Raw genomic sequence first — 25,602 nt, forward strand, 5'->3', positions numbered from 1 at the left:
CCACCAGAAGGCAGCATGGCGCCCCAGAAAGAACAACAGGCGCCCGAGGCGCCTGTTCTCATGGTCCCCGGCGGGGCGTCACTCAGCCGTGCGAATGGTCTCGCGCCCCTGGCGGTCCTTGGCGCGCGTGATGTCGTCGCCGAGCGAGCGCACCAGCTTGTCGAGCGCGCCGGCCACGCAATCGGCCACCTTGGCGGCCTCGGCGGTGGCGGCCACGGGCTGGCGGCCATTGGGGCGGGCCTCGATCACGCAGCGCTTGTCGGCCACGCCGGACTTGCCCGCGTCCACGTCGGACAGGAACACCTCGACACGCGTCACATGGTCGCGAAAGCGGGCCAGCTTGGTGGCGACCTCCTCCTGCGCCCAGTGGATCAGCGATTCACCGCCCTGGATATGGTCGTTGGTGTGTACCTGAACTTGCATGGTTTTCCTCCTGTTGAAGCCGGGCCCTGTGCCCGTGCCTTGCCCACATCATGCACCAGGCGGGGCGGGCCGGCTTGATACCCGTCAATTTATGTGCGTCGGCGCTGGTGTCTCCCCGCGGCAACGCGCGCGTGCAGACAGGCCGGCGCGGCAGTGCTACAACTGCTGCATGTCCGCCCTGCATCCCACGCCCCCGCGTCTGAAGATCGGCCTGTCGGCCTGCTTCTCGCATGCCGACCCGGGCCGCTCGCTGTTCACCAACAAGACGCTGCAGTATGTGGAGCAGTCGATTGCGCACTGGATCATGTCGTCGGGCGCGCTCGTGGTCATGGTGCCCTGCCCCACGGGCGAGACGGCGCGCGGCGACGTCTCGCTCAAGCATTACGCCGAATGGCTCGACGGCGTGGTCATGCATGGCGGCGCCGACGTCTGGCCCGGCAGCTATGGCGAGATGCCGCTGCAGGCCGAGTGGATGGGCGACCGCGTGCGCGACCTGTATGACCTGGCCGTGGTCGAGGCCTTCGAGCAGGCGGGCAAGCCCATCTTCGGCGTCTGCCGCGGGCTGCAGCTCATCAACGTGGCCTTCGGCGGCACGCTCTACCAGGACATAGAGACCCAGCACCCCGGCGCCATGCAGCACCGCAACCCCAGCACCTACGACCAGCATGTGCACGAGGTGGACATCGTGCCCGGCTCGCATCTGGCGCGGCTCTACCCGGGCTGCACGCGCACCACGGTCAACAGCATCCACCACCAGGGCATCAAGAACCTGGCGCCGGGCTTCGACATCGAGGCCTGGAGCTACCCCGACGCCGTGCCCGAGGCCATACGCCGCAGCGCCGGCCGCGGGCGCGGCTACATCGCGGCCACGCAATGGCACCCGGAATTCCGCTCGCGCGAGGGCGTGACGCTGGACGCCACGCCGCTGCTGCAGGACTTCCTGGCCGCCTGCGAGCAGGCCCGCCTGCGCCCGCGCCCCGGCCACAGCCCGCTGCAGATCCGCGACCGGGCCGAGCGCCTGATGCGCCGTGCGCTGCTGCGGCTCAAGAGATAAAAACGGCTCCAGCGCCCTGCGGGCGGGCGCTGGCAGCTATCAAAACAGAAGTAATCAGTGATGATGGCCATGGCCGCCATGCACATGGCGGTGGGCGATCTCCTCGGCCGTGGCGGCGCGCACCTCGGTCACCTTGCAGGCAAAGCGCAGCGCCTGGCCGGCCAGCGGGTGGTTGCCGTCGAGATGCACCTCGGGCCCCTTGATCTTGACCACGTAGAACATCTGCGGCCGGCCGTCGGCACCCGGGCCCTGCAGCTGGCCGCCGACCTTGACGCCGGGCGGAAACTCGCTCTTGGGGATGGTGCGCACCAGGGATTCGTCGCGCGCGCCGAAGGCGTCCTCCACGGCCAGATCCACCGTGGCCGCATGGCCCGCGGCCTGGCCCTCGAGCGCGGCCTCGACCTTGGGGAAGATGTTCTCGTAGCCGCCATGCAGATAGGCCACATGGCCCGAGTCGAGCGGCCGGCCCGTGGCCGGGTCGGTGATCTTGTAGCTGATGGTGACGGCGGTGTCTTTGGTGATGTGCATGGCAGGGTTTGCGGTGATGGCCCCGGTGCGGGGCGAAGCCCGCCATTGTCCCGCATATGGCCAGCGCCAGGCCGGGGGCGCCTCAGCGCGCCGCGGCCACCAGCTCCTGGCATTGCCGGCGGCGCCAGACCGTCTCGCGCACGGCAGAGGTGGCGGCGTCGAAGACCACCTTGTACTGGCAGACCAGGTAGTTCGTGGACTGCGGCATGCGGAACTTGAAGTTGTAGTCCCATTCGCGGCCACGCGCGCCATCCTGCTCCTGCAGCGGCTGGCCCAGGGCCTGGCGCACCTGCTCGGGCGTGAGCCCGGCGGTGATCCGGCGCAGCTGCACGGGCTCGGAGACGACGCCGTCGCGCACGAACGGGTCCCTGAAGTCGGGCCGGTCGATCGAGACATCGCTGAACTTGAGCTCGTCGCGGTTGCTCACCGGGTCCACCGGGTTGTTGTGGCCGATCGCGACACAGCCCGCCGTCAGCAGGGCCGCGCCGACCATGGGGGCGGCAGAAGCGAGAGAAGGAACGCGGAGGGAATGCATGGCAGGGGTCCTCATGGAAAAGGTGGGTGAATGCGGCATCTCAGCGCTCGCGCAGCGCCTCGCGGGCGCGGTTGAGCGGCTTGGTCAGGTAGTCCCAGACGGTCTTGCGGCCGGTGCGGATGTCGGCCGTGGTGACCATGCCGGGCACGATGGGAAAGCGCGCGCCGGCCTTGTTGACCAGGGCGTCGGCGGTCGTACGCACGAGCACGGGGTAGTAGACGATCTCGGGCTTGACCTCGTCGCGCAGCGTGTCCGGCGCGATGGTCAGCACCTCGCCCTCCAGCCCGCCGTAGATGGCGTAGTCGTAGGCGGTGACCTTGACCAGGGCCTTTTGGCCCGGGTGGATGAAGGCGATGTCGCGCGGCGAGATGCGCGCCTCCACGATGAGCTGGTCGTCCAGCGGCACCAGCGTCATGACCGAGCCGTTGGGCGGCACCACGCCGCCCAGCGTCGTGACATCGACCTTCTTGACGACACCGCGCACGGGCGACTGCAGCGTGAGCCGCTCCAGACTGTCGGTGCGGCCGCGCACGACCGAGGACAGCGACTTGACCTCGGCATCGGCCTTGGCCAGCTCCTCGCGGCTGCGCACCATGTAGTTGGCCCGCGCCTCGGCGATCTTGAGCTCCAGGTCCGCGCCCTGGCGCTGCAGGCGGATCAGCTCCACGTTGCTGGCCGCGCCGCTGCCCACCAGGGAGCGCGTGATCTCCAGCTCGCGCCGCACCAGCGACAGCGCCTGCTGCAGGCCGCCCAGCGTCTCGCTCAGGCTGGCGCGGCGGGACTGGAACAGCGCCTGCTCGGACTGCCTGAGCTGGGGCCAGCGATCGAGCTCGTCCGGAAACGCGATCGCGGACCTGCCATCGACCTCGGCACGCAGGCGCGCGCTGCTCGCCAGGGCCGCGCGATAGCGCGCCGCCGTCTCCTCCACGTTCGAGGCGCTGCGCGTGGGATCGAGCTGGGCCAGCACCTGGCCCTTCTCGACGATCTCGCCCTCGCGCACGCGCAGCTCGGCCAGGATGCCGCCCTCGAGCGACTGGATATGCTGCTCGCGCGAGCTCGGAATCACCTTGCCCATGCCGCTGGAGACCTCGTCGATCTCGAAGAACCAGGCCCAGGCCACGAAGGCCAGCAGAAAGGCGACAAGCCACCACACGACATGGTTGGAGCGCGTGGCGCGCACCTCGTCGACATCGTCCAGGTTGGGCAGGCGCGTGACATGCACGGGCGGCACGGGGGCAGCGGCGCCCGCCGCAGGGTTCGGCTTCACGGCGGCGTTCATGCGGTTTCTCCCTTGACCTGCACGACGGCCGCGCCCTTGCGCAGCGCCGGCACCTGCAGCCGCTGCAGGCCCGGCACGGCCTGCGCCGCCGGGGCGCCCGCGGCCGCGCCGGCCGGTCCCGCGCGCAGCCGCGCCAGCACCTCGTCGCGCGGGCCGTCCATCACGATGGCGCCGCCATCGACCACGACGATGCGCTCGACCACATCGAGCACCGCGGGCCGGTGCGTGGCCACCACCAACGTGCGCCCCACGGACTGCTGGCGCAGGCGCTGAATGACCTCGCGCTCGGCCACCTCGTCGAGCGCCGCCGTCGGCTCATCGAGCAGCAGCACGCGCGGCTCGCGCAGCAGCAGGCGCGCGAGCAGGAGGCCCTGACGCTGGCCGCCCGACAGGCCCAGGCCGCCCTCGAGCACCGGATGATCGAGCCCCAGGGGCAGGCCGCGCACATAGGCCCAGGCGCCCGAGGCCTGCAGCGCCGCCAGCAGCTGCTCGTCGCTCGCATGGGGGGCGCCCAGCATCAGGTTCTCGCGCAGCGTGCCATGGAACAGGCGCGCGTTCTGGGTCAGCAGGCCCACGTCGCGACGCACGTCGGCCGGATCGATGTGGGCGAGCGACACGCCGTCGAGCAGCACCGAACCCGCGCGCGGCTCCATCAGGCCCGACAGCGCCTGCAGCAGCGTGGACTTGCCCGCGCCGTTGCGGCCCAGCACCGCGATGCGCTCGCCCGCGCGGATCCTGAGCGCCTGCACCTTGAGCGCCGGCGTCTGCCCGTCATGACTGAACATCGCCTCGCGCAGCTCGTACTCGCCCTGCAGCACCGGGCGGTGCACGCGCGTGTCCTGCGGCGCATGGTCCACGGGCAGCTGCATCAGCTGATCGAGCGCCTGGCCCGCGACCCTGGCCTGCTGCCAGCGGTTGAGCACCTGCGTCACGCCCGCGAGCGGCGCCAGCATGCGGCCAATGAGGATGGAGGCCGCCACCAGCACGCCGGTGCTCACCTCGCCCGAGATCACCTGCGGCACGCCCGCAAAGAGCACCACCGCAAACGCCGCGCCCTGCACGGTCTGCGTCCAGTTGTTGAGCTGGTTGAGCAGCGAACGCATCCTCAGCCCCGACTCGGCGCTGACCGCGTTGTAGTGGTTCCACTGGTTCTGAAAGCGCGGCTCGGCCTGCAGCAGCTTGATGTCCTCCACGCCCTGCACGGCCTCCACCAGCATGGCATTGCGCAGCGACGACTCGCGCATGCTCTCCTGGGCCAGCGCGCGCAGCCTGGGCTGGGCCAGCAGGCTGGGCACCAGCAGCAGCACGCCCGCGGCCAGCGGCACCCAGACCAGCGGCCCCGCGATCAGCCAGAACACCACGCAGAACAGCAGGAAGAACGGCAGGTCCGCCGCCGCCGTGATCGTGGTGGAGGTGAGCATCTCGCGCACCGGCTCGAGCTCGCGCACCTGCGAGATGAAGCTGCCCGTGGAGCGCGGCCGCGCGCTGTTGCGCACGCGCAGCGCATGGCCGAACACGCGGTCGGAAATGCGCAGGTCCGCCCGCTTGCCCAGCAGGTCGGTGATGCGCATGCGCGCGTCGCGCATGACCCAGGCGAACACGATGGACAGCAGCACGCCCCCGAACAGCACATAGAGCGTGGGCATGGACTGCGCCGGCACCACGCGGTCATAGACCTGCATGGAGAACAGCACGCCCGCCAGCGCCATCAGATTGGTGACCAGGGACGCGGCCAGGATATGGCCGTAGGGCCGCGGGTCGGCCAGCACCAGGCTGCGCAGCCAATGCGGCTGCACGGGACGGATGTAGTCGTCCACGCGCGAATCGGGCGCCGAGCGCATGGGCCGCAGCACGGCCATGGCCTTGAGGCGCGGCCCAAGCTCCGCGGCGCTGCAGGTGGTCTCGACGCCGGCGTCGCCGCTCATCATCAGGCGCAGCCCGTCGGCGGCCAGGGCGGTGATGACCGCCACCTGCCCGCCCTCGAGCTGCACCACCAGCGGCAGGCGCCAGGGGCTCAGGCCCTCGAGGCGCGGCTGCACCATCTGCAGCGACAGGCCCGCCTGGCGGGCCATCAGCCGCGCCTGCTCCTCCATGGGCAGGCGCTCGTTCCACTGCGCGCTCACGCGGATATGTTCGGGCGAGGCCTCGAGGTGGTAGTGCGCGGCCACGGCCAGCACGGCCTCGCGCCAGCCGCCCTGCAGCGCGCGCGCGGCCTCGGGGGCGCCGGCGGCCTCGGGCGCGGCGGCACGGGTTGTATCGCTCGTCGCCTGTGTCATTTCATGCTCCCGCCGCCGGCGGCGTCCTGCGCCATGTCCAGCCCGAAGGCGCTGCGCAGCCGGTCGGTGTTGTAGAGGCAGAGCGCACCCAGCCGCAGCTGTTCGTGCAGGCTCTCGGCCTGCTCCAGGCGCGCGGTGTGGTACTCCTGCTCGGAATTGAGCAGATCCAGCAGCGACCGCGTGCCCAGCTGCAGATACTGCTGGTGGTACAGGTCGCGCGTGGTGCGGATGCTCTGCACGCGGGCGGCCAGCGCCGGGTCGCGCCCGGCAAAGCTCTGCGCGAGGGCCTGCGCATCGTCCAGGCTCTGGCGCGCGTCCTGGCGCGCCTGCTCCAGCGCCGCATCGGCCGCGCCCAGCGCATGGACGGCTGCGCGCTCGCGCGCGTCGCCCGCGCCCCCCTCGTACAGCGGCACCGAGAAATTCACGGCCACCGTGGTGTGGGTGCTGCCCTCGCCCACCATGCGCGAGCGGCCCGACAGCGCCTGGCTCACCGTGCCGTCCAGGGACAGCGTGGGCAGGCGCTGCGCGCGCGCGCCGCGCATCTGCGCGTCGGCCTCGGCGCGCCGGGCCTCGGCCGCGCGCACCGCGGGGGTCACGGGCTCGCTCGCGTCGGCCTGCGCGCCGCAGGCCTGGCCCAGCCAGGCCGGCGGGTCGCCGGCGATGCCGTCGGCGCTGCGGCCGCCAACCAGGTTGCGCAGGTTCAGGCGCGCGCGCGTGGCCAGCGCGTCGGCGCCGAGCACCTGCACGCGCGCCGCCTCCACGCGGGCCTGCGCCTGGGCGACATCCGAGCGCGTGCCGGCGCCCTTGTGCTCGCGCTCGCTCACCAGCGCGGCCAGGGCCTGCACGCCCTCGAGCTGCTCGCGCGCAATCTGGCCCAGCGCCTGCTGGCGGTGCACCTCCACCCAGCTCTGCACCGTGTCGCGCACCACGTCGTCGATGCTCTGCTGCACCTGGGCCTCGGTGGCGCGCGTGGCGGCCTGGGCCTGGTCCACGGCGCTGTCCACCTTGCCGAAGTCGTACAGCATCTGCGAGACGCCCAGCGTGCCCGTCTGCACGCGCCGCGAGTTGTAGGAGGAAATGTTGTTGTTGCCGAACTGCGCGCCGACGCCCGCGCGCACCTGCGGCATGTAGCCCGAGCGCGCCATGGCAATGCCCTCCTGGGCCTGCAGGACCTGCTGCGCCGCATGGCGCACGCTGGGGTGCCAGCGCGCGGCCGCATGCACGGCGGCCTCGAGCGTCAGGGGGCCGGCGGGGGCCGGCTGCGCGCGCGCCGCGCCGGCGCACAGCAGCAGGCCGGCACAAAGGGCCGCGAGCGCCCGTGGGCGCGGCGGCAGACCTGTGAAACGATGGGAAACGGTAGTCAAGAAATCACTGCCAGAAAGACGCGGGGAGCGCGGCCGCCGCGGCGGCCGCGCTCCCTGCGTATCAGGAATAGGAGACGTTGGTGATGTCGTCGTCGATCAGCACCTTCACCAGGCTGGCGCCCGAGCCGGAGCTGTACTCGGTGTAGCCACCGCTGCTGCTCCCCTTGGTCCAGCCGCCGCCGCTCAGGGCCACGCCGTCCTGAGCGTCGCCCAGGATGGTCAGCGTGTTGCGGCTGTCGGTGAGGGACAGCACATCGGCCGCGGTCAACCCGGTGACGTTGTTCGCACCGGCGACCGAGAGGTCGAGCGTCTCGATGTTCTTCAGCCCCAGGCTCAGATCCGCGCCGGCGACGTCCTCGCCCAGGCGCAGCGCCACCGTGTCGTCGCCGGCCAGGCCGTCGATGACCGGCTTGGCCGCGCCGCCCCAGATGAGCGAGTCGGCCCCGGTGGTTCCCGCCACCTTGGAGACCTGCAGGTCGAGCGTGTCCGTCACCTGCACGGACTGGACACCCGTGGCCGATTCCACCGTCCACGCCGTCACGCCGATCTGCACGCCGGCCTGGACCCCGTCCTGATCGTCGAGCGCCGACGCGGCCTGCACAAAGCCCAGCTTGTCCAGATCGGCCTGGCTCAGGCCGGTGATCGTGTAGGTGCCGCCGGAATGGCTCACCCGGCCGGCGTCGATCAGGGTGGTGCCGATATAGAAGGCCGCATGCTCGCCCAGGCCCGTGATCTGCAGCGTCGTCGTCTCCACGCTTGCGTCGGCCAACGTGGCCGTGGCCGCAACCGGGTCGTTCATCTTGGCGTTCAGGTTCAGGTCGATGATGCCGCCCTCCTTGCCGAAGGAGTGCGTGGGGGCCATGGTCAGCCCATTGGCCACCGCGTTCACGACCACATCGGCAAGATCGATGCTGTCCACCCGCTTGCCGGCGAGCGAGGTCTCGCCCGACTCGACCAGCAGCTTCAGCCCCGACAGCGTGCCGCTCCAGTGCGCCGGCGGCAGGATGGAGACCAATGGCAACGCGCCGCTGGACGACAGCACCCAGGTGTTGTTCGTGCCGTCGCCGCCCGCGTTGTTGGCCAGCACGCCGCCCACGTACACCAGGAAGCCCACGGGCACGCCCGAGAGCAATATGGTGTTGATGGTCTCCGAGCCATCGCTGTCGGCCAGCGCCACGCTCAGTCCGCCCAGGGCGATGGCATCGCCCTGCGCAGAGGTGTCGGGCTCGTTGCCCGTCCAGTCGGTGTTGCCACTCACGGTCACGCCGTTGTTGACGATGGAGATGGTCGCTGCGTCGCTGCCGCTGCCGGTGACCTGGTTGGAGGCACCCGTCTCCTGCGTCTGCGCGTAGGCATTGATGGTGACGCTGCCGGGCTGAAGGCTGCCCACCGGCGGCGTGTAGTCCAGGCTGACGCTGCCGCCATTCGGGCCGACGTCGATGACGTAGTAGTTGCCGTTCGGAACGCCGGGCACGCCCGTGACCGCCTCCGGCGTCAGCGCCGTGCCGCCCTGCGACAGGGTGCCGCCGGCGTTCCCCGGGGCGTCCACCTGCACGTAGAGCTTGCCGTCCACGATCTGGCCATGCGCGCCGTCCCTGGGGTCGGCCACGGTGATGGTCACGGGGATGCTCGCGGCGCCCTCGGCCATGTCGGCGGCGCTCACGGTGATCACGGCCTCATCGGTCACGGGCGTCACCGGCACGGGCATGGCTGTGGTGGCCTGGTTGCTCGTGCCGCCGGCCGCCGAGGTATGCAGGCTGGCGTTGAACGTGAAGCCGCCCGTGTTGTCGTTGTAGTCCGCTGGCGGCGTGATGGTGATGCCGGCCAGCAGCGTATCGAGCGCGGCCTGTCCGCCGGTACCCGTCACCGTCACGCTGGCGGTCCAGGTGGGCGTGCCGTTGATCATGGTCAGCACCATGCCGCTCACGCTCGTGCCCGGGGGCAGGTCGGTCACCGTGACCGTGAGGGTATTGGGCGCGGCAGGCGACATGATCGTGACCTCGCCGGTGAGGACGTCCGACAGGGCGAAAGACACGTCCTCGGTCGCCACGGCGCCGTTGTACTCCCATTTGCCAATCGTCGGCGGCGCGGCGCCGTCCCCCTGGGCAAGGTCGATGCCCAGATGCCAGGTGACCGAATCTGCCACAACGGCAGTGCCGGGATTGACTTGATCGCCGTTGTCCTGCGCCAGCACCGTCATCGTGATGTCGTGCATGACCAGGCTGCCCGTGCCCGCGTCCTGCGCCACGATGAACTGCACGGGCAGGCCGACACCGGATGCGCCTATGGCCTTGGCGGCAGAGCCCTCGTACACCAGCACCCAGGTGTTGGTGCCGGTCTGCGCGCCATCGACCACGGTCACGCCCTCGGGCACGCCTTCGATGAGCACGCGGATCACATGCTCGCTGCCGTCCTTGTCCACCGAGTCCACCTGCAGGTTCACGGTGACCGTGCTGCCTGCGCTGGTCACTGTAGTCGTGTCGGTAGGGGTGCCATCGATGTTCGCGATGCTCAGGTCCACCGCATCGGTCACGGCCGTGGCGCCGATCGTGAAGCTGCCCGTCTTCTCCACCGTGTTGGCCGGGCCCGTGGCCGTGGTGCCGAAATGGTCGTCGATGACCTCGTAGCGGTAGTTGAAGCTGCCGAGATGGCCGTCCAGGTTCGCAGCGCCCTGCACCTGCAAACCGGGCACGTCCGTCGCGGCGATCTCCACGTAATTGACGCCGCCGATGTTCGTCGTCGGCAGGCTGCTCAGCGCCGTCCCGTCCATCAGGTAGAGCGTGTAGTTCGTGGTACTCACCTGGTCGGCCTGTATCCAGACCTTGCCCAGCCGCTCGTCAGCGTCGCCGCCCACATGGACGATGGACAGCCCCAGCGACGAGCGCACATCCTCCGCCACGGTGGCGGAGGTACTGGCCACGCCCTCGGCCGAGGGCGTGACCGTGAAACTCACCTCATTCATGGTGCCCGTGAGGGAGTCGCCATCGTTCTCGGTCGTCACGCCCACGACCTGCAGGCTCACCTGGCCGCTGAAGTTGGCGGGCAGCTTGACCTCCACATTGGCCATCTGGCTGGCCGGCACCGTCCAGACGCGCTCCGTGCCCGTGCCGCCGGTCACCAGCGTGGCGCCCGTGAGCGTGAAGCCCTCGGCCAGACCGGTGATGCGCAGGCTCACGACCTCGGAGCCATCGCCATCGGGCGAGGTGACGCTGGTCACGAGGTCCGAGAGCCTGACCGTCGCGGTATTGCCGTCCAGGGCCGCCTCGGCGTAGGTCGGCGCCTGGGCGACTGTCACCACCGGCACATCCGCCACGCCCTTGACGCTGACCTCGATGTCGCGCGCGGGGGTGGGCGTCGAATGGTTGCTGCCATCGACGGACACGGCGGAGATCTTCAGCGTGAAATCCGCATTGCTGTGGGGCGGCGGCGTGATCGTCAGCGGCTTGCTGTGGTCGAAGTTGGCGATCGTTGCGGAACCCGCTGAAACGTTGACGGCATTGCCGTCATAGGTCAGCACCGCACCCGCAGGAATGTCCGCAATCGTGAGGGTGATGGTCTCCGAGGGGTCGGAGCTCGTGGCCTTGATGGCCAGCGCGATCGCCTGGTCTTCCTGCCCGCTGGCATGGCCATTGAGGGCCAGGGTCACCTCGTCGGCGACGGGGTTGATCTGGATCTGCGTCAGTTCCGCGCTGCCCGAAAGCTGCACGTTCACGCCCGCCCCGGAGCTGACGGGGCCCGTGGGCGGAGTCGACGGATCCGCATCATCGTCATAGTCCACCGTGGCCGCCTGCACGGTCACCGTGAGCGTGCCCGCCACATTGGGCGGCGCCTTGACCTGCAGCGTGTTGAGGTACTGCGACGGCACCCAGACCGCCTCGCCGTTGAACACCAGCTCCTTCCAGCCGCTGCCATCGTGGTAACGGAACGTCGTGCCGTTGACCGAGTCACCGGAGCTGGCATTGCTCAGACTGGGCGTGAGCACGGCAAAGGTGAACTCGTCGGAGTCTTCGTTGGTCCAGGGGCCAGCCAGGTTAACTCCTGCATCACCAGGGTTTCCGTTTGCGGCATCCGTGAAGTCGGTGCCGAGCGCAAACCATTGGTCCTCCTTGCCTGCAGCGGTATAGACATGGTCGCCATTCATGGTCACGTCGTTGCCGGCCTGGCCGTCGCTGTCACTGTCGGTGCGTTCGGCCACGGGGGTGACGGTGACCGTGACCGGCTTCGTCTCCGTGACGCTCGCCGTGACCGGGCTGCCGTTCACGGTGTTCGTGTCCTCGGTCTTGATGGTGACCTGGATCGTGGCGTCCTTGCTGCTGTGCGCGGGCGGACGGATCGTGAAGGCGTCGAGCGCGGTCTCGATCTGCGCCTGGGTCATGCCCGCATCGAAGCTGATGGTCGCGGTGGCGCCCGACGTGTTCACCGTCACTCCCGTGATGGACGGCGAAGTCAGCGTCCAGCCAGTGGGCACGCCGAACGAGACCTCGGTGATGCGCTCGCTACCGCCGCCCGTGGTGTCGCCGTCCGTGTGGCTGATGCCGGCCAGGAAGGCGATTTGCGAATCCTCGCCCGCGGCGGCGGGGTTGACGACGTTGACATCGTCGGCCATCGGGGTCACATGCAGGTTCACGGTGACAGCCGAGGTCTGCTCGGCGATGGCACCGGCCGAATCGCCATCGGTGTCCTTCGTGTGCAGCGTGATCGTGACGCCGTTGATGTCACCGCTGAAGTTGGCCGGCGGCTTGACGGTGATGCTGGGCGTCGCCGTGAAGCTGCTGCTGGAAGTCACCGTGCCGTCCGCGCCGGCGGTGTAGCTGGCACCATTGATCTGGACCACCGTGCCCTGCGGCAGGCCGACGATGCTGTACCAGTAGGTTTCGCTGCCGTCGGTGTCGTTGCCGGCGTTGGCATCGGTGCTGGTCAATGTGGCGCCGAGGTAGCTCGACAGGTCGAAGGTCGCGTCCTCATTGAAGGTCACATCCGTCGTATTGAGGGTCAGCGTGGCGCCATCGGTCACGGCCTGCACATCGACCGTGATGGCCTGCGAGGCGGACGCGCCGGCGCCAATGGCCGCACCCGTGTCATCGACCTCGTAGCTGGTGGCCGAGACGGTCACCGTGAAGTTGCGTCCGCTTTCGGGCGCCGGGTTGGCCTGCAGCGCCTGGTACTCGGCCCGGGTCAGGTGGTAGATGCCATTGGCCGCATCGGCCGCGGGCACGCCGCTGATATGGGGCTGATCGGTGATGACCACCGTGATCTTGCCGCTCACCGGCGTCAGCACCGTCGAGCCCGTGCTGAGGGTGACGCCGGATGCACCATCACCCGATACCGTCAGCGTGATGGCCCCGAGGCGCTCGGGGTTGTCGCCCGTGCCGGTGCCGGTGCCGTTCTGGTCGGTGTCGTCGGTGATGGTCGGCAGTATCAGGCCCAGCGACACCGATTCATCCTCGTTGACGTTCACGGTCTTGTCGTCTCCCATGCCCGGCGCATCGGCCACGGGGCTCACCGTGACGTTGACGGTGGTGGTGACGGTGCTGCCGTCGTCGGCCGTGGTGGTGTAGGTGAAGCTGTCCGTGCCGCTGTAGTTGGCTGCGGGCTTGTAGGTGATGGTGCCATCCGGGTTCACGGTGGCCGTGCCATGGGTCGGCACGCCAGTAACGGCGACGTTGGTGTCACTGCCGTCGGCCGAGGTCGTGAAGATGGTCTGGCCATCCTCGGCGACCGTGATGCCGCGCGTGGCGGCGGGACCGTCGTCCTTGATGGTGACGGTGAAGCTCTGCTCGCTGTGGTCGCCGTCGCCGTCGGTCACGTGGAACAGGAAGTCCGGCGTCAGGTCGGCCCCCGCGGGGTTGTTCAGCGCCTTGTCGAGCGTGAAGGTATAGCTCGGGTTCGGGCCGGTTGGATTGTCGATGACCACGGTGAACACCTGCTGCCCGCCCGCAGTGGCGGTCAGGGTGTGGCCGTCGGGGGACAGCGTGTAGTCCAGTGCCGCACCGCCGGATTGCAGGCCCTCGGCTTGCAACTGGGTGATCGTGTCTGCAGTGAACACCACATCGCCCGCGCCGTCTGCGCCGAAGCTCACGCCCAGCGTGCCCGTGGCCTGCACGGGTGCGGGCGTCGAAGGGGCCTCGCTGCCCGTGGGCAGGTATTTTTCCTCGACCGTTCCATTCACCGGGCTGCCAATGCTCGGGCCGTCGTCGACGATATTGATCTGCAGCGAGCCGCTGGAGCTGCCGCCACCCATGTCATCGATGGTGAGCGCAATGTCGTCGATGAAGTTGTCCGCGCCCGGCGTGTTGGCCTTTGGGGTGAGCAAGTCGTACTGGTAGTCGATGGTGCCGCCCGTGGACACGCCGTTGAAGTCCGTGCCGTTGGGCGTGTAGCCGGTGATGGTCAGCGTGTTGCCCTGCGGCGTGGTGATGACCACGGGCGTGGTGCCCGCGCGCTGCAGGTCGGCCAGCGGGATGGTCGTGCCGCCGATGGTGACGGACTTCACGCCGTCGCCCGCCGTGATGCCTATGGTGCCGTTGACCTGAGTCGCGCCGCCGCCGCTGCCGCCGGGCAGGGCCGACTCGTAGACCGTGGCCTGGCCCTGCTCGATGGCCGTGGTACCGCTGCCGTTGCCATCGTTCGGCGTGATGCCGGGCGCGGCGTCGGGCGTGACCTCGATGGTCACGGTGCTGGTCGTCGTGCCGCCCTGGCCGTCATCGACGATGACGGTGAAGCTGTCGGGGCCGTGGTAGTTGACGTCCGGCGTGTAGGTATACGTGCCGTCGGGGTTGACGACCACCGTGCCGTGGCTCGGCGGCGTGCCGGCCGTGTAGGTCAGCGTGTCGCCATCCACGTCACTGCCCACCACGGTGCCGCTGATGGGGGTGTCCTCCGGCGTCGTCGCGCTGTAGTTGGGCACGGTCGGTGCGTCGTTGACCGGAGTGACCTCGATGGTCACCGTGCTGGTCGTCGTGCCGCCCTGGCCATCATCGACGATGACGGTGAAGCTGTCGGTGCCGTTCCAGTCCGCGTTGGGCGTATAGGTATACGTGCCGTCGGGGTTGACGACCACCGTGCCGTGGCTCGGCGGCGTGCCGGCCGTGTAGGTCAGGCTGTCGCCGTCCACGTCGCTGCCCACCACGGTGCCGCTGATGGTGGTGTCCTCCGGCGTCGTCGCGCTGTAGTCGGGCACGGTCGGTGCGTCGTTGACCGGCGTGACCGTGATGTCGACCGAGGCGCTGGCGGTGTCGCCGTCTGCGTCCGCGACCTCGTAGTCGAAGTGCACGGGGCCGTTGTAGTTGGGCGCGGGTACGAAGGTCATGGTGCCGCCCGCGGCTATCTCCAGCCGGCCGATGACGTTGCCCGTGGGCGTGCCGTCGTCGGTGATGACGATGTCTTGCGCGACGCCCGGCGTGAGCGCCGTGCCGTTGATGCTGGTGACGTGCAGGCCACCGTCGGGCGCGCTGTCGTTGCCCAGCAGGTCCAGCACCAGGGGCGTGTCCTCCGTGGTGGTGAGGTTGTCGTCCTGGGCCTGCACGGGGTCGTTGACCGGCGTGACCTCGATGGTCACGGTGCTGGTCGTCGTGCCGCCCTGGCCGTCGTCGACGGTGACGGTGAAACTGTCGGGGCCGTGGTAGTCGGGGTCCGGCGTGTAGGTGTAGGTTCCGTCGGGGTTGACGACCACCGTGCCGTGGCTCGGGGGGGTGCCGGTGGTGTAGCTCAGGGTGTTGCCGTCAGGGTCACGGCCGACGACGCGGCCGCTGACGGCGCCGTCCTCGGCGACGGTGTGCTGGTAGGACGGGGCCTCGGGCGGGAGGTTGCCGCCGCCACTGCCGCCACCCATGGCGGCGCCGAGCCCGAGAACGCCCAGCCCCGTCAGCAGCCACAGCGGCAACGGGATGGCGTCGTGCCATTCGATCTCGGTGAAGTGGAATTCGGTCCAGGGGCCGTGGTACTGGCCCCACCAGAGCACACCCGCATCGTCCTCGAGCACCAGGTCGTTGCGGCCGTCGTTCTCATGGGCGGCGAAGAAGCGCGGCACCAGCACCTCCTGGCCGTCGCGCAGCACGAGCACGAGGTCGTCGCCACGGCGCTCGTACCGGGCGACCTTCTCGGGCGCGATCTTCATGGAGACGATGGACGGCCGGTCGAGGACGGGCGCGCCGTTGGCATCGTTGTTCGATACCAGCTGCCCGGATTTGTAGACCGCTTCCATGTGTGTTTGCGTTTGCGCCATGACTCGAATTCCTAATGACAGAAATGACCAGCTCCACCGCTGCGCCGTGACGGCGCTGGGTCACACGAAGCGGCGTTGCCGCTCCATGGGCAGGAGAGACTGGAAAGAACGGCTCTGGGTCTACCGGAGACCCAGGCGCCGCAAAGCCCTTAGAAATTCTGTGCCGATTGACACAAATTTTTCGACCGCAGGACGCTGCCAACAATGTTTGACATTCCTGCACGATCCGAAGTGGCTGGAAGGACACGCTACCTACGTGTCCAGGGGACTGACGGGGCGTCAATCCTCTTCCACCACGTAGCGCGACACCACGGGCGGCGCCTCGCCGATGTGGAAGGCGTTCTTGCGCTCGCGCAGCGCCGCGTCGGAGGCGGTGAGCCGGTCGAAGCGGCGCAGGTGCTCGGTCCAGGACTCGTCCACGATGCGCTCCACATAGCGGCGCGGGTCGGCGATGTCGTGCTGCAGCTCCCAGGAGAGCGCGCCCTGGCGGATGCGCGCGCGGCGGCTTTCCTGCATCACGGCGCGAAATTCCGCGGCGCGTGCCGGGTCGATGAGGTATTCGATGCTGGTGACCAGGCGCCGCCCGGCCTCGGGCGGGGTGTCCGCCCGGGGCGCCGGGAAGGCGCGCGAGGGGCTCAGGTCCTCGTCGCCCTGGTGCTCGCGCACCAGGCGCAGCACGAGCAGCATGGCCAGCACGCCGGTGGCGCCGGCCAGGCCCACGCTGGCGTGCACGCTGCTCATGCCCGCCACGCGCCCCCAGAAGGCCGCGCCGATGGCCATGGCGCCCATGATGGACATCTGAAAGATGGACATGCCGCGCGCGCGCACCCAGTTGGGCAGGGCCAGCTGGGCGGTGACGGTGAGCGCATTGGCCGTGCTGACCCAGGCCGCGCCGCACAGCAGCATGGCGGGCACGGCCAGGTACACCGAGGGCGCGACGGCCACCAGCCCCATGCCGATGGCATGGACCACGGTGCCGCGCAGCACCAGCTTGTCGCCCGGCAGCAGCTCGCGCAGGCGCGGGATGAACAGCGCCGCGATGACCGCCCCCGCCCCCATGGCCGACAGCAGCACGGTGAAGGTGCCCGCGCCGCCGCCATCGAGCTCGCGCGCCAGAAGCGGCAGCAGCGCCAGCAGCGCCGTGGAATGCAGGAAGAAGATGGTGATGCGCCAGAGCACGGCGCGCATGCGCGGTGACTCGCGCACGAACTGCCAGCCCACGCGCATGGCGCTGAACAGCGGCTCGCGCCCGAGCGGGTGGGGCGTGGACTGGCGCTGCCAGCGCATGATGGTGAAGCCCGCGAGCAGCGACAGCACGGCGTTGAGCACGAACACCCAGGCGCTGCCCGCGCTGGCGATGATGGCGCCGGCCACGAGCGGCCCGACGACGCGCGAGGCGTTGAGCGCCACGCCGTTGAGCGCAAGCGCCGCGGGCAGCTGATGGCGCTCGACGAGCTCGGGCACGATGGCCGCAAACACCGGCCAGCGCATGGCCAGGCCTATGCCGTTGATGAAGATCAGCGCCAGCAGCAGATAGGCGTTGAGGCCGCCGAGCAGCACCGTCGCGCACAGCAGCACGGCCACGGCGGCCACCCAGAACTGGGTAAACATGAAGTAGCGCCGCCGGTCCAGGATGTCGGCCAGCGCGCCGCTGGGCAGGCCGAGCAGGAACACCGGCAGTGTGGACGCCGTCTGCACCAGCGCCACCAGCGTGGGCGAGCTGGTCAGCGAGGTCATGAGCCAGGCGGCGGCCACGTCGTTCATCCAGGTGCAGATGTTGGCCACCACCCAGGTCAGCCAGAGCATGCGAAACACCGGCACCGACAGCGGCGCGAGGGCCGAGCCGTCCGAGCGCTGCGCGGCGCTGCGCCTGAGCTCGGCCGCGGCGGCGGCCTCGGCCTCGTCGGCAAGGCGCGCGGCGTCGGTGGCGGCGCTGTCCCGGGTGCTGTCCGGGGGAGTTTCCGGGGGGGTGGCGGGTGGCGGCTGTGACGGCATGGGCCCGCCATTGTCGCGGCAAGCCGCGGCGCGCGTCATGGTCCGTATGGATGCCAGCGCGATTTGGTATGAAATCAGGCTCCAGCGCTTTACCTGCAAGCGCTGGCAGCTCTTGTTTTGATAGTTTTCAGCCGCTGCCGCGCCCCAGATGAGCGAGCGGCAGCGCGCCGCCGGCCTTGACCTCGCCGAGCGAGAAGCTGGTGTGCATGTCCTTCACGTTGGGCAGGTTCAGGAGCACGCTGCGCGCGAACTGCGAAAAGCTCTCCAGATCGCGCGCGACGACCTGCAGCTCGAAGGTGCCGGTGCCGCTGATGTAGTGGCAGGAGACGACCTCGGGGATCTGCGCGATGGCCTGCTCCATGGCGCGCGTGAGGTCGCCCGTGCTGCGCTCGGCGTCCAGGCGCACGAAGGCGAGCACGCCCAGGCCGATCTTGTGGCGGTCGATCTCGGCGCGGTAGCCGCGGATGAAGCCCGACTCCTCGAGCGCGCGCACGCGGCGCCAGCAGGGCGCTGCCGACAGGCCCACGCGCTGGGCCAGCTCGGCGTTGGTCAGACGCGCATCGCGCTGCAGCTCGCCCAGTATGGCGAGGTCGTATTTGTCCAGGCTGTTCATGTTTTCATTATTTCAGGAAAGGATGTTGCTCAAACAACGGTTTTCACGGCAAAGAAGGAAAACATTGATCGACGGCCAGGGCATACACTGCGCGCCATGGGCCACCCCACGCAGGCCCCACAACGATAAGGAGACAAACCATGAACGCCCCCCTGCCCGACGATGTGCGCCGCGCGCTCGAAGCGGTGACGCTGGACGACAAGTACACCCTGGACCGGGGCCGCGCCTTCATGAGCGGCACGCAGGCGCTGGTGCGCCTGCCCATGCTGCAGCGCCAGCGCGACGCGGTGGCGGGCCTGAACACCGCGGGCTTCATCAGCGGCTACCGCGGATCGCCGCTGGGCGGCTACGACCAGGCGCTGTGGGCCGCGCGCAGGCATCTGCAGGACCACCACATCGTCTTTCAGCCCGGCGTGAACGAGGAGCTGGCCGCCACCGCCGTCTGGGGCACGCAGCAGCTCGACATCTACCCCGAAAGCCGCAAGTACGACGGCGTGTTCGGCATCTGGTATGGCAAGGGCCCGGGCGTGGACCGCAGCGGCGACGTGTTCAAGCACGCCAACATGGCGGGCACGGCGCGCCACGGCGGCGTGATCGCCGTGGCCGGCGACGACCATATCGCCAAGAGCAGCACGGCCGCGCACCAGAGCGACCATATCTTCAAGGCCTGCGGCCTGCCGGTGTTCTTCCCCTCGAGCGTGCAGGACATCCTGGACATGGGCCTGCACGCGTTTGCCATGAGCCGCTTCTCGGGTCTGTGGTCGGGCATGAAGACGGTGCAGGAGGTGGTGGAGTCATCGGCCAGCATCTCGGTGGACCCGGATCGCGTGCAGATCCTGCTGCCCGAGGACTTCCAGATGCCGCCGGGCGGCCTGCACATCCGCTGGCCCGACGCGCCGCTGGAGCAGGAGGCGCGCCTCATGAACTACAAGTGGTATGCGGCCCTGGCCTATGTGCGCGCCAACCGGCTCAACTACAACGTGGTGGCCACGGCGCAGGACCGCTTCGGCCTGATCGCGAGCGGCAAGGCCTACAACGACATGCGCCAGGCGCTCGTGGACCTGGGCCTCGATGACGACCATTGCCGGCAGCTGGGCATACGCGTGCACAAGGTCAACGTGGTCTGGCCGCTCGAGGCCGGCATCACGCGCGACTTCGCGCGCGGGCTGCAGGAGATTCTGGTGGTCGAGGAAAAGCGCCAGGTCATCGAATACCAGATCAAGGAGCAGCTCTACAACTGGCGCGCCGACGTGCGCCCCGACGTGCTGGGCAAGTTCGACGAGGTCGATGGCGACCACACGGGCGGCGAATGGGGCATGCCGAACCCGAGCGAGAACTGGCTGCTGCGCCCCCAGGCCGACCTGACGCCGGCCATCATCGCCAAGGCGATTGCCAAGCGCCTCAAGAAGCTGGGCGTGCCCGCGGACGTGGCCGCGCGCATGGACGAGCGCCTGGCCGTGATCGCGGCGCGCGAGCGGGGCCTGGCGGCCAAGGCGCAGGACACGGGCGAGCGCCTGCCCTGGTTCTGCAGCGGCTGCCCGCACAACACCAGCACGCGCGTGCCCGAGGGCTCGCGCGCCGTGGCCGGCATTGGCTGCCACTACATGGCCAACTGGATGCCCGATCGCGCCACCAGCACCTTCACCCAGATGGGCGGCGAGGGCGTGACCTGGGTGGGCCAGGCGCCGTTTTCCACCACCGCCCATGTGTTCGCCAACCTGGGCGACGGCACCTACTTCCACAGCGGCCTGCTGGCGATTCGCCAGAGCATCGCCGCGGGCGCCAACATCACCTACAAGATCCTCTACAACGACGCCGTGGCCATGACCGGCGGCCAGCAGGTGGGCGAGCGCCCCGAGGGCCATTCGGTGGCGCAGATCGCCCACAGCCTGCGCGCCGAGGGCGTGACGCGACTCGTGGTGGTGACGGACGAGCCCGAGAAGTACCAGGGCCGCACCCACCCGGCCAACGCCGCGCGCGCCGGCCATGCCGAGCTGCTCGACGACCTGCCGCCGGGCATAGAGGTGTTCCACCGCGACGCGCTCGACCGCATCCAGCGCGAGCTGCGGGGCACACCGGGCTGCACGGCCCTGATCTACGACCAGACCTGCGCCACCGAGAAGCGCCGGCGCAGAAAGCGCGGCAAGCTGGCCACGCCGGCCAGGACCGTGCTCATCAACGAGCTGGTCTGCGAGGGCTGCGGCGACTGCGGCGAGGCGTCCAACTGCCTGTCGGTGGAGCCGGCGGAGACGGAGTTCGGCAGAAAGCGCCGCATCAACCAGAACAGCTGCAACAAGGACTTTTCCTGTGTGAACGGCTTCTGCCCGAGCTTCGTCACCATCGAGGGCGGCGCGCTCAAGCGGCCGAAGAAGGAGAAAAGGGGCGACCTCTCCGCCCTGCCCCCCATCCCCGAGCCGGGCCTGCCCGCGCTCGATGCGGCCTGGGGCATCGTCGTCGCGGGCGTGGGCGGCACGGGGGTGATCACCATAGGATCGCTGCTGGGCATGGCCGCGCACCTCGAGGGCAAGGGCGTGGTCACGCAGGACGCGGCGGGCCTGGCGCAAAAGGGCGGCGCAACCTGGAGCCATGTGCAGATCGCGCGCCGCCCCGAGGACATCCACACCACCAAGGTGGACCTGGCCAAGGCCGACCTGGTGATTGGCTGCGACGCCATCGTCGCCGCCAACCCGGCCACGCTGGCCGTGATGCAGCCGGGCCGCACCTTTGTGGCGCTCAACACCCACGGCACGCCGGCCGCGGCCTTTGTGCACAACCCCGACTGGCAGTTCCCCTCCCAGGGCTGCGAGGACGCCATCGCCGCCGCCGTGGGACGCGAGCTGCTCGGCGTGTTCGACGCCGAGCGCGCCGCCACCGCGCTGCTGGGCGACAGCATCTACACCAACCCGCTGATCCTGGGCTACGCCTGGCAGATGGGGCGCGTGCCGCTGTCGCACGCCGCGCTCATGCGCGCCATGGAGTTGAACGGCGTGCAGGTCGAAAACAACCAGGCCGCGTTCGAATGGGGCCGGCGCTGCGCCCATGACCTGGCCGCGGTGCAGGCGCTGTACCGGACGGCGCAGGTCATCGAGTTCGTGAAGAAGCCCGGCCTGGCCGAGATCGTGGCCCGGCGCGAGGAGTTTCTCACCGGCTACCAGAGCGCCGCCTATGCGGCCGAGTACCGCGCCTTCGTCGACAAGGTGCGCGCCGCCGAGGAGAACCTGGGCCGGGGCCTGCGCCTGACCGAGGCCGTGGCGCGCTACCTGTTCAAGCTCATGGCCTACAAGGACGAGTACGAGGTCGCGCGCCTGCACACCGATGCGGCCTTCACGCAGCAGATCGCCGACATGTTCGAGGGCGACTACAGAATCGTCCACCACCTGGCCCCGCCCACGCTGGCCGCGAAGAACGACATGGGCGAGCCGGTGAAGAAGGCCTATGGCCCCTGGATGCGCCGGGCCATGGGGTGGCTGGCCCGATGCAAGGGCCTGCGCGGCACGGCGCTCGACCCGTTTGGCCGCACCGAGGAGCGGCGCACCGAGCGCGCGCTGATCCAGGAATACCGCGTCTGCATCGACGAGCTGCTCGCGGGCCTGACGGCCGAGCGCCTGGCCCTGGCGCTGGAGATCGCGCGCATCCCCGAGGAGATACGCGGCTACGGCCATGTCAAGGCGCGCCACCTGCAGGCGGCGCGCGCCCGGTGGGCCGCGCTCATGCAGCGCTGGCGCGCCCCCGCGGCCGCCGCGCGCCAGACGGCCTGAACGCTGCGTTATTGATAGCTGCCTGCGCTTGATGGACGGGCGCTGGCGGCCTTTTTCTGCCCCAACCAGCACAAGCCCCGGCAGGCCGTGGGCCCTGCCGGGCGCCCTGCGTTGCCTGCCGCATACAATCACCTGTTGCCCTCGCGGCAGGCCCTCCGGGGCGTGTCAGATCTTCCATCCCCCTATTCGAGTGGAGTTTCATCCGTGTTTATTTCTTCCGCCTTTGCCCAGACCGCACCCGCAGCCGCCGCCGAGGGGGGCGTGATGGCCTCGCTCACCGGCATGCTGCCGCTGGTGCTGATGTTCGTGGTGCTGTACTTCATCATGATCCGCCCCCAGATGAAGCGCCAGAAGGAGCACCGCGCCATGATCGACGCCCTGGCCAAGGGTGACGAGGTGGCCACGGCCGGCGGCCTGCTGGGCAAGGTGGCCGGCCTGTCGGAAGGCTATATCCAGCTGGAAATCGCCAGCGGCGTGCAGGTGCAGATGCAGCGCAGCGCCGTCACCCAGGTGCTGCCCAAGGGCACCGTGAAGTGAACAACCCCCTGAGCGGCTGCGCCGCTTCCCCCTTCTCTCACGCTGCGCGTGGGAAGGGGGACGCCGCCCGTGCGGCGGGGCGGCCCTTGCACGGCGGCCCGCGCACGGGCAGCTCCCATTGAGAAGTAGAACGCGATCATGAACCGTTACCCGGTCTGGAAGTACGCGATCCTCGTGGTCGTGCTGCTGATAGGGTTGTTGTACACCCTGCCCAATTTCTTCGGTGAGGCCCCTGCGGTGCAGGTGTCCTCGGCCAAGACCTCCGTGAAGGTCGACGAGGCGCTCAAGCAGCGCGTCGAGCAGGTGCTGCAGGCGGCCGGCGTGAGCGCCGACTCCGTGGCGCTCGACGGCCATTCGGTGCGCGCGCGCTTCGACACGCCGGACAACCAGCTCAAGGCCAAGGACGCGATCGAGAAGGCGCTGATCCCCGACGCCGCCGACCCGGGCTACATCGTGGCGCTCAACCTCGTGTCGCGCTCGCCCGACTGGCTCACGGCCATCAACGCCCGCCCCATGTACCTGGGTCTGGACCTGCGCGGCGGCGTGCACTTCATGCTGCAGGTGGACATGCAGGCCGCGCTCACGAAGAAGGCCGAGTCCTACGCGGGCGACCTGCGCACCTCGCTGCGCGAGAAGAACATCCGCCACGGCGGCATCAGCCGCGACGGCCAGACCGTGGACATCCGCGTGCGCGACGAGGCCACGCTGACGGCCGCGCGCAACCTGATCGCCGACCAGTTCCCGGACCTGGCCACCGTGGCCACGCCCGACGGCACGGGCTTTCAGCTGCGCGCCACCATCAAGCCCGAGGCCCTGCGCAAGGTGCAGGAGCAGGCGCTCAAGCAGAACATGGTCACGCTGCACAACCGCATCAACGAGCTCGGCGTGGCCGAGCCCGTGATCCAGCAGCAGGGGCTGGACCGCATCGTCGTGCAGCTGCCCGGCGTGCAGGACACGGCCAAGGCCAAGGACATCCTGGGCCGCACCGCCACGCTGGAGGTGCGCATGGTCGACGAGGGCACGGAGGCGCGCGCGGCCGAGATCGGCACCGGCCCCGTGCCGTTCGGCGACGAGAAATATCTGGACAGGAACGGCCAGGCCGTGATCGTCAAGAAGCAGGTCATCCTCACGGGCGAGAACCTCACCGACGCCCAGCCGGGCTTTGATGGCCAGACCCAGGAGCCCACCGTCAACCTGACGCTGGACGCCAAGGGCGCGCGCATCTTCAAGGACGTGACGCGCGAGAACATTGGCAAGCGCATGGCCATCGTGCTGTTCGAGAAGGGCAAGGGCGAGGTCGTCACCGCCCCCGTGATCAGGAGCGAGATCGGCGGCGGCCGCGTGCAGATCTCGGGCCGCATGACCACCGTGGAGGCCAACGACACGGCGCTGCTGCTGCGCGCGGGGTCGCTGGCCGCGCCCATGGAGATCATCGAGGAATACACCATAGGCCCGAGCCTGGGCGCCGACAACATCGACCGCGGCATCCATTCCGTGGTCTGGGGCATGGCGGCGATCGCCGTCTTCATGTGCGTGTACTACATGCTGTTCGGCGTGTTCTCCACCGTGGCCCTGGGCATGAACGTGCTGCTCTTGATCGCCGTGCTGTCCATGCTGCAGGCCACGCTGACCCTGCCCGGCATCGCCGCCATGGCGCTGGCGCTGGGCGTGGCCATCGACTCCAACGTGCTCATCAACGAGCGCATTCGCGAGGAGCTGCGCGCGGGCGTGGCGCCGCAGGCGGCGATTGCCGCGGGCTACGAGCGCGCCTGGGCCACCATCCTGGACTCCAACGTCACCACGCTGATCGCGGGCCTGGCGCTGCTGGCCTTCGGCACGGGCCCGGTGCGCGGCTTTGCCGTGGTGCACTGCATCGGCATTCTGACCAGCATGTTCTCGGCCGTGTTCTTCTCGCGCGGCCTGGTCAACCTCTGGTACGGCCGCAAGAAAAAGCTCAAGAGCGTGGCCATCGGCCAGGTCTGGAAGCCCGAGGACGCGTCGCAGCTGCGCTCCGTGGCCGGGCGCTCGAGCAACGAATAAGGGGAAGGAATCATGGAATTCTTTCGAATAAAAAAAGACATCCCGTTCATGAAGTACGCGTTGGTGCTCAACGCGATTTCCTTCATCACCTTCATCCTGGCCGTGTTCTTCCTGGTCACGCGCGGCCTGCACCTGTCGGTGGAGTTCACGGGCGGCACCGTCATGGAGGTGGCCTACACCCAGACCGCCGACATCGGCAAGGTGCGCGACACCGTCGCCAACCTGGGCTACCCGGACGTGGTGGTGCAGAACTTCGGCACCTCGCGCGACGTCATGATCCGCCTGCCGGTGCAGAAGGGCGTGACCTCGGCGCAGCAAAGCGAGCAGGTGCTCACGGCCCTGAAGGCCCAGGACGCCGACGTGGTGCTGCGCCGCACCGAGTTCGTCGGCCCGCAGGTGGGCGAGGAGCTCGTGCATGGAGGCCTCATGGCGCTCGGCATGGTGGTGCTGGGCATCGTGATCTACCTGGCGTTTCGCTTCGAGTGGAAGTTCGGCGTCGCGGCCATCATCGCCAACCTGCACGACGTGGTCATCATCCTGGGCTTCTTCGCGTTCTTCCAGTGGGAGTTCTCGCTCTCGGTGCTCGCCGGCGTGCTGGCCGTGCTGGGCTACTCGGTCAACGAGTCGGTCGTGATCTTCGACCGTATCCGCGAGACCTTCCGGCGCTTTCGCAAGCTCAGCACGCACGAGGTGATAGACCACGCCATCACCTCGACCATGAGCCGCACCATCATCACCCACGCCTCGACCGAGGCCATGGTGCTGTCCATGTTCTTCTTTGGCGGCCCGAGCCTGCACTACTTCGCGCTGGCGCTGACCATCGGCATTCTGTTCGGCATCTACTCCTCGGTGTTCGTGGCCGCGGCCATCGCCATGTGGCTCGGTGTCAAGCGCGAGGATCTGGTCAAGGCCTCCACGCGCAAGGAAGAGGATCCCAACGACCCGAACTCCGGCGCCGTGGTCTGAGCGCCACAGC

14 protein-coding genes are annotated in these 25,602 nt (G+C 69.3%); 5 read left to right on the forward strand and 9 right to left on the reverse strand.

The genetic code is table 11. The annotated features are described in order from the left end of the window. Nucleotides 1–78 precede the first annotated feature (78 nt). Nucleotides 79–423, reverse strand: a complete 345-nt coding sequence (locus tag ABUE11_RS17130; RefSeq protein WP_367066630.1) for an HPF/RaiA family ribosome-associated protein — start codon at nucleotides 421–423, stop codon at nucleotides 79–81. Between the two features lie 169 nt (nucleotides 424–592). On the opposite strand from ABUE11_RS17130, the gene ABUE11_RS17135 reads away from it, so the two are divergent. Beyond that, nucleotides 593–1,477: a type 1 glutamine amidotransferase gene (locus ABUE11_RS17135; protein ID WP_367066631.1), complete on the forward strand. Its 885-nt coding sequence runs from the start codon at nucleotides 593–595 to the stop codon at nucleotides 1,475–1,477. A gap of 54 nt (nucleotides 1,478–1,531) precedes the next feature. Here ABUE11_RS17135 and ABUE11_RS17140 read toward each other — a convergent pair whose 3' ends face one another. The 8 genes from ABUE11_RS17140 to ABUE11_RS17175 all read right to left on the reverse strand — a co-directional run bounded on the left by ABUE11_RS17140 (nucleotide 1,532) and on the right by ABUE11_RS17175 (nucleotide 18,291). Beyond that, complete coding sequence (locus ABUE11_RS17140) at nucleotides 1,532–2,005, reverse strand: peptidylprolyl isomerase (protein WP_367066633.1); 474 nt, start codon at nucleotides 2,003–2,005, stop codon at nucleotides 1,532–1,534. 82 nt (nucleotides 2,006–2,087) lie between these two features. Further along, a complete protein-coding gene (gene bamE, locus ABUE11_RS17145; RefSeq protein ID WP_367066635.1) occupies nucleotides 2,088–2,540 on the reverse strand; it encodes an outer membrane protein assembly factor BamE in 453 nt (150 codons plus the stop codon). A gap of 40 nt (nucleotides 2,541–2,580) precedes the next feature. Beyond that, a complete protein-coding gene (locus ABUE11_RS17150; protein WP_367066636.1) occupies nucleotides 2,581–3,819 on the reverse strand; it encodes an HlyD family efflux transporter periplasmic adaptor subunit in 1,239 nt (412 codons plus the stop codon). Continuing rightward, nucleotides 3,816–6,095, reverse strand: a complete 2,280-nt coding sequence (locus ABUE11_RS17155; RefSeq protein ID WP_367066637.1) for a type I secretion system permease/ATPase — start codon at nucleotides 6,093–6,095, stop codon at nucleotides 3,816–3,818. The genes ABUE11_RS17150 and ABUE11_RS17155 overlap by 4 nt, the downstream gene beginning before the upstream one ends. Further along, entirely contained in the window at nucleotides 6,092–7,459 is a 1,368-nt protein-coding gene (locus ABUE11_RS17160; RefSeq protein WP_367066639.1) for a TolC family outer membrane protein, read from the reverse strand. Before ABUE11_RS17160 ends, ABUE11_RS17155 begins: the two co-directional genes overlap by 4 nt. A gap of 61 nt (nucleotides 7,460–7,520) precedes the next feature. Next, nucleotides 7,521–15,683 carry a tandem-95 repeat protein gene (locus ABUE11_RS17165; RefSeq protein ID WP_367066640.1) on the reverse strand — a complete coding sequence of 2,721 codons (8,163 nt, stop codon included), beginning with the start codon at nucleotides 15,681–15,683 and terminating at the stop codon, nucleotides 7,521–7,523. A gap of 279 nt (nucleotides 15,684–15,962) precedes the next feature. Next, the gene (locus tag ABUE11_RS17170; RefSeq protein ID WP_367066641.1) at nucleotides 15,963–17,678 is read right to left on the reverse strand and encodes an MFS transporter; all 1,716 of its coding nucleotides are present in this window, start codon (nucleotides 17,676–17,678) and stop codon (nucleotides 15,963–15,965) included. Nucleotides 17,679–17,805: 127 nt separating this feature from the next. Beyond that, nucleotides 17,806–18,291 carry an Lrp/AsnC family transcriptional regulator gene (locus tag ABUE11_RS17175; protein WP_367066642.1) on the reverse strand — a complete coding sequence of 162 codons (486 nt, stop codon included), beginning with the start codon at nucleotides 18,289–18,291 and terminating at the stop codon, nucleotides 17,806–17,808. A 140-nt stretch (nucleotides 18,292–18,431) separates the two neighbouring features. Between ABUE11_RS17175 and ABUE11_RS17180 the strand changes: the two genes are divergently transcribed. The 4 genes from ABUE11_RS17180 to secF all read left to right on the forward strand — a co-directional run bounded on the left by ABUE11_RS17180 (nucleotide 18,432) and on the right by secF (nucleotide 25,592). Then, complete coding sequence (locus ABUE11_RS17180; protein ID WP_367066643.1) at nucleotides 18,432–22,049, forward strand: indolepyruvate ferredoxin oxidoreductase family protein; 3,618 nt, start codon at nucleotides 18,432–18,434, stop codon at nucleotides 22,047–22,049. 204 nt (nucleotides 22,050–22,253) lie between these two features. Then, nucleotides 22,254–22,586, forward strand: coding sequence for a preprotein translocase subunit YajC (yajC, locus tag ABUE11_RS17185; RefSeq protein ID WP_367066644.1), 333 nt, complete (start codon nucleotides 22,254–22,256; stop codon nucleotides 22,584–22,586). 138 nt (nucleotides 22,587–22,724) lie between these two features. After that, the gene (secD, locus tag ABUE11_RS17190; protein WP_367066646.1) at nucleotides 22,725–24,626 is read left to right on the forward strand and encodes a protein translocase subunit SecD; all 1,902 of its coding nucleotides are present in this window, start codon (nucleotides 22,725–22,727) and stop codon (nucleotides 24,624–24,626) included. Between the two features lie 12 nt (nucleotides 24,627–24,638). Further along, nucleotides 24,639–25,592, forward strand: a complete 954-nt coding sequence (secF, locus tag ABUE11_RS17195; protein ID WP_367066648.1) for a protein translocase subunit SecF — start codon at nucleotides 24,639–24,641, stop codon at nucleotides 25,590–25,592. The last annotated feature ends 10 nt before the right edge of the window (nucleotides 25,593–25,602 follow it).

The sequence above is a fragment of the Oryzisolibacter sp. LB2S genome (assembly GCF_040732315.1).
Taxonomy (GTDB): domain Bacteria; phylum Pseudomonadota; class Gammaproteobacteria; order Burkholderiales; family Burkholderiaceae_C; genus Alicycliphilus; species Alicycliphilus soli.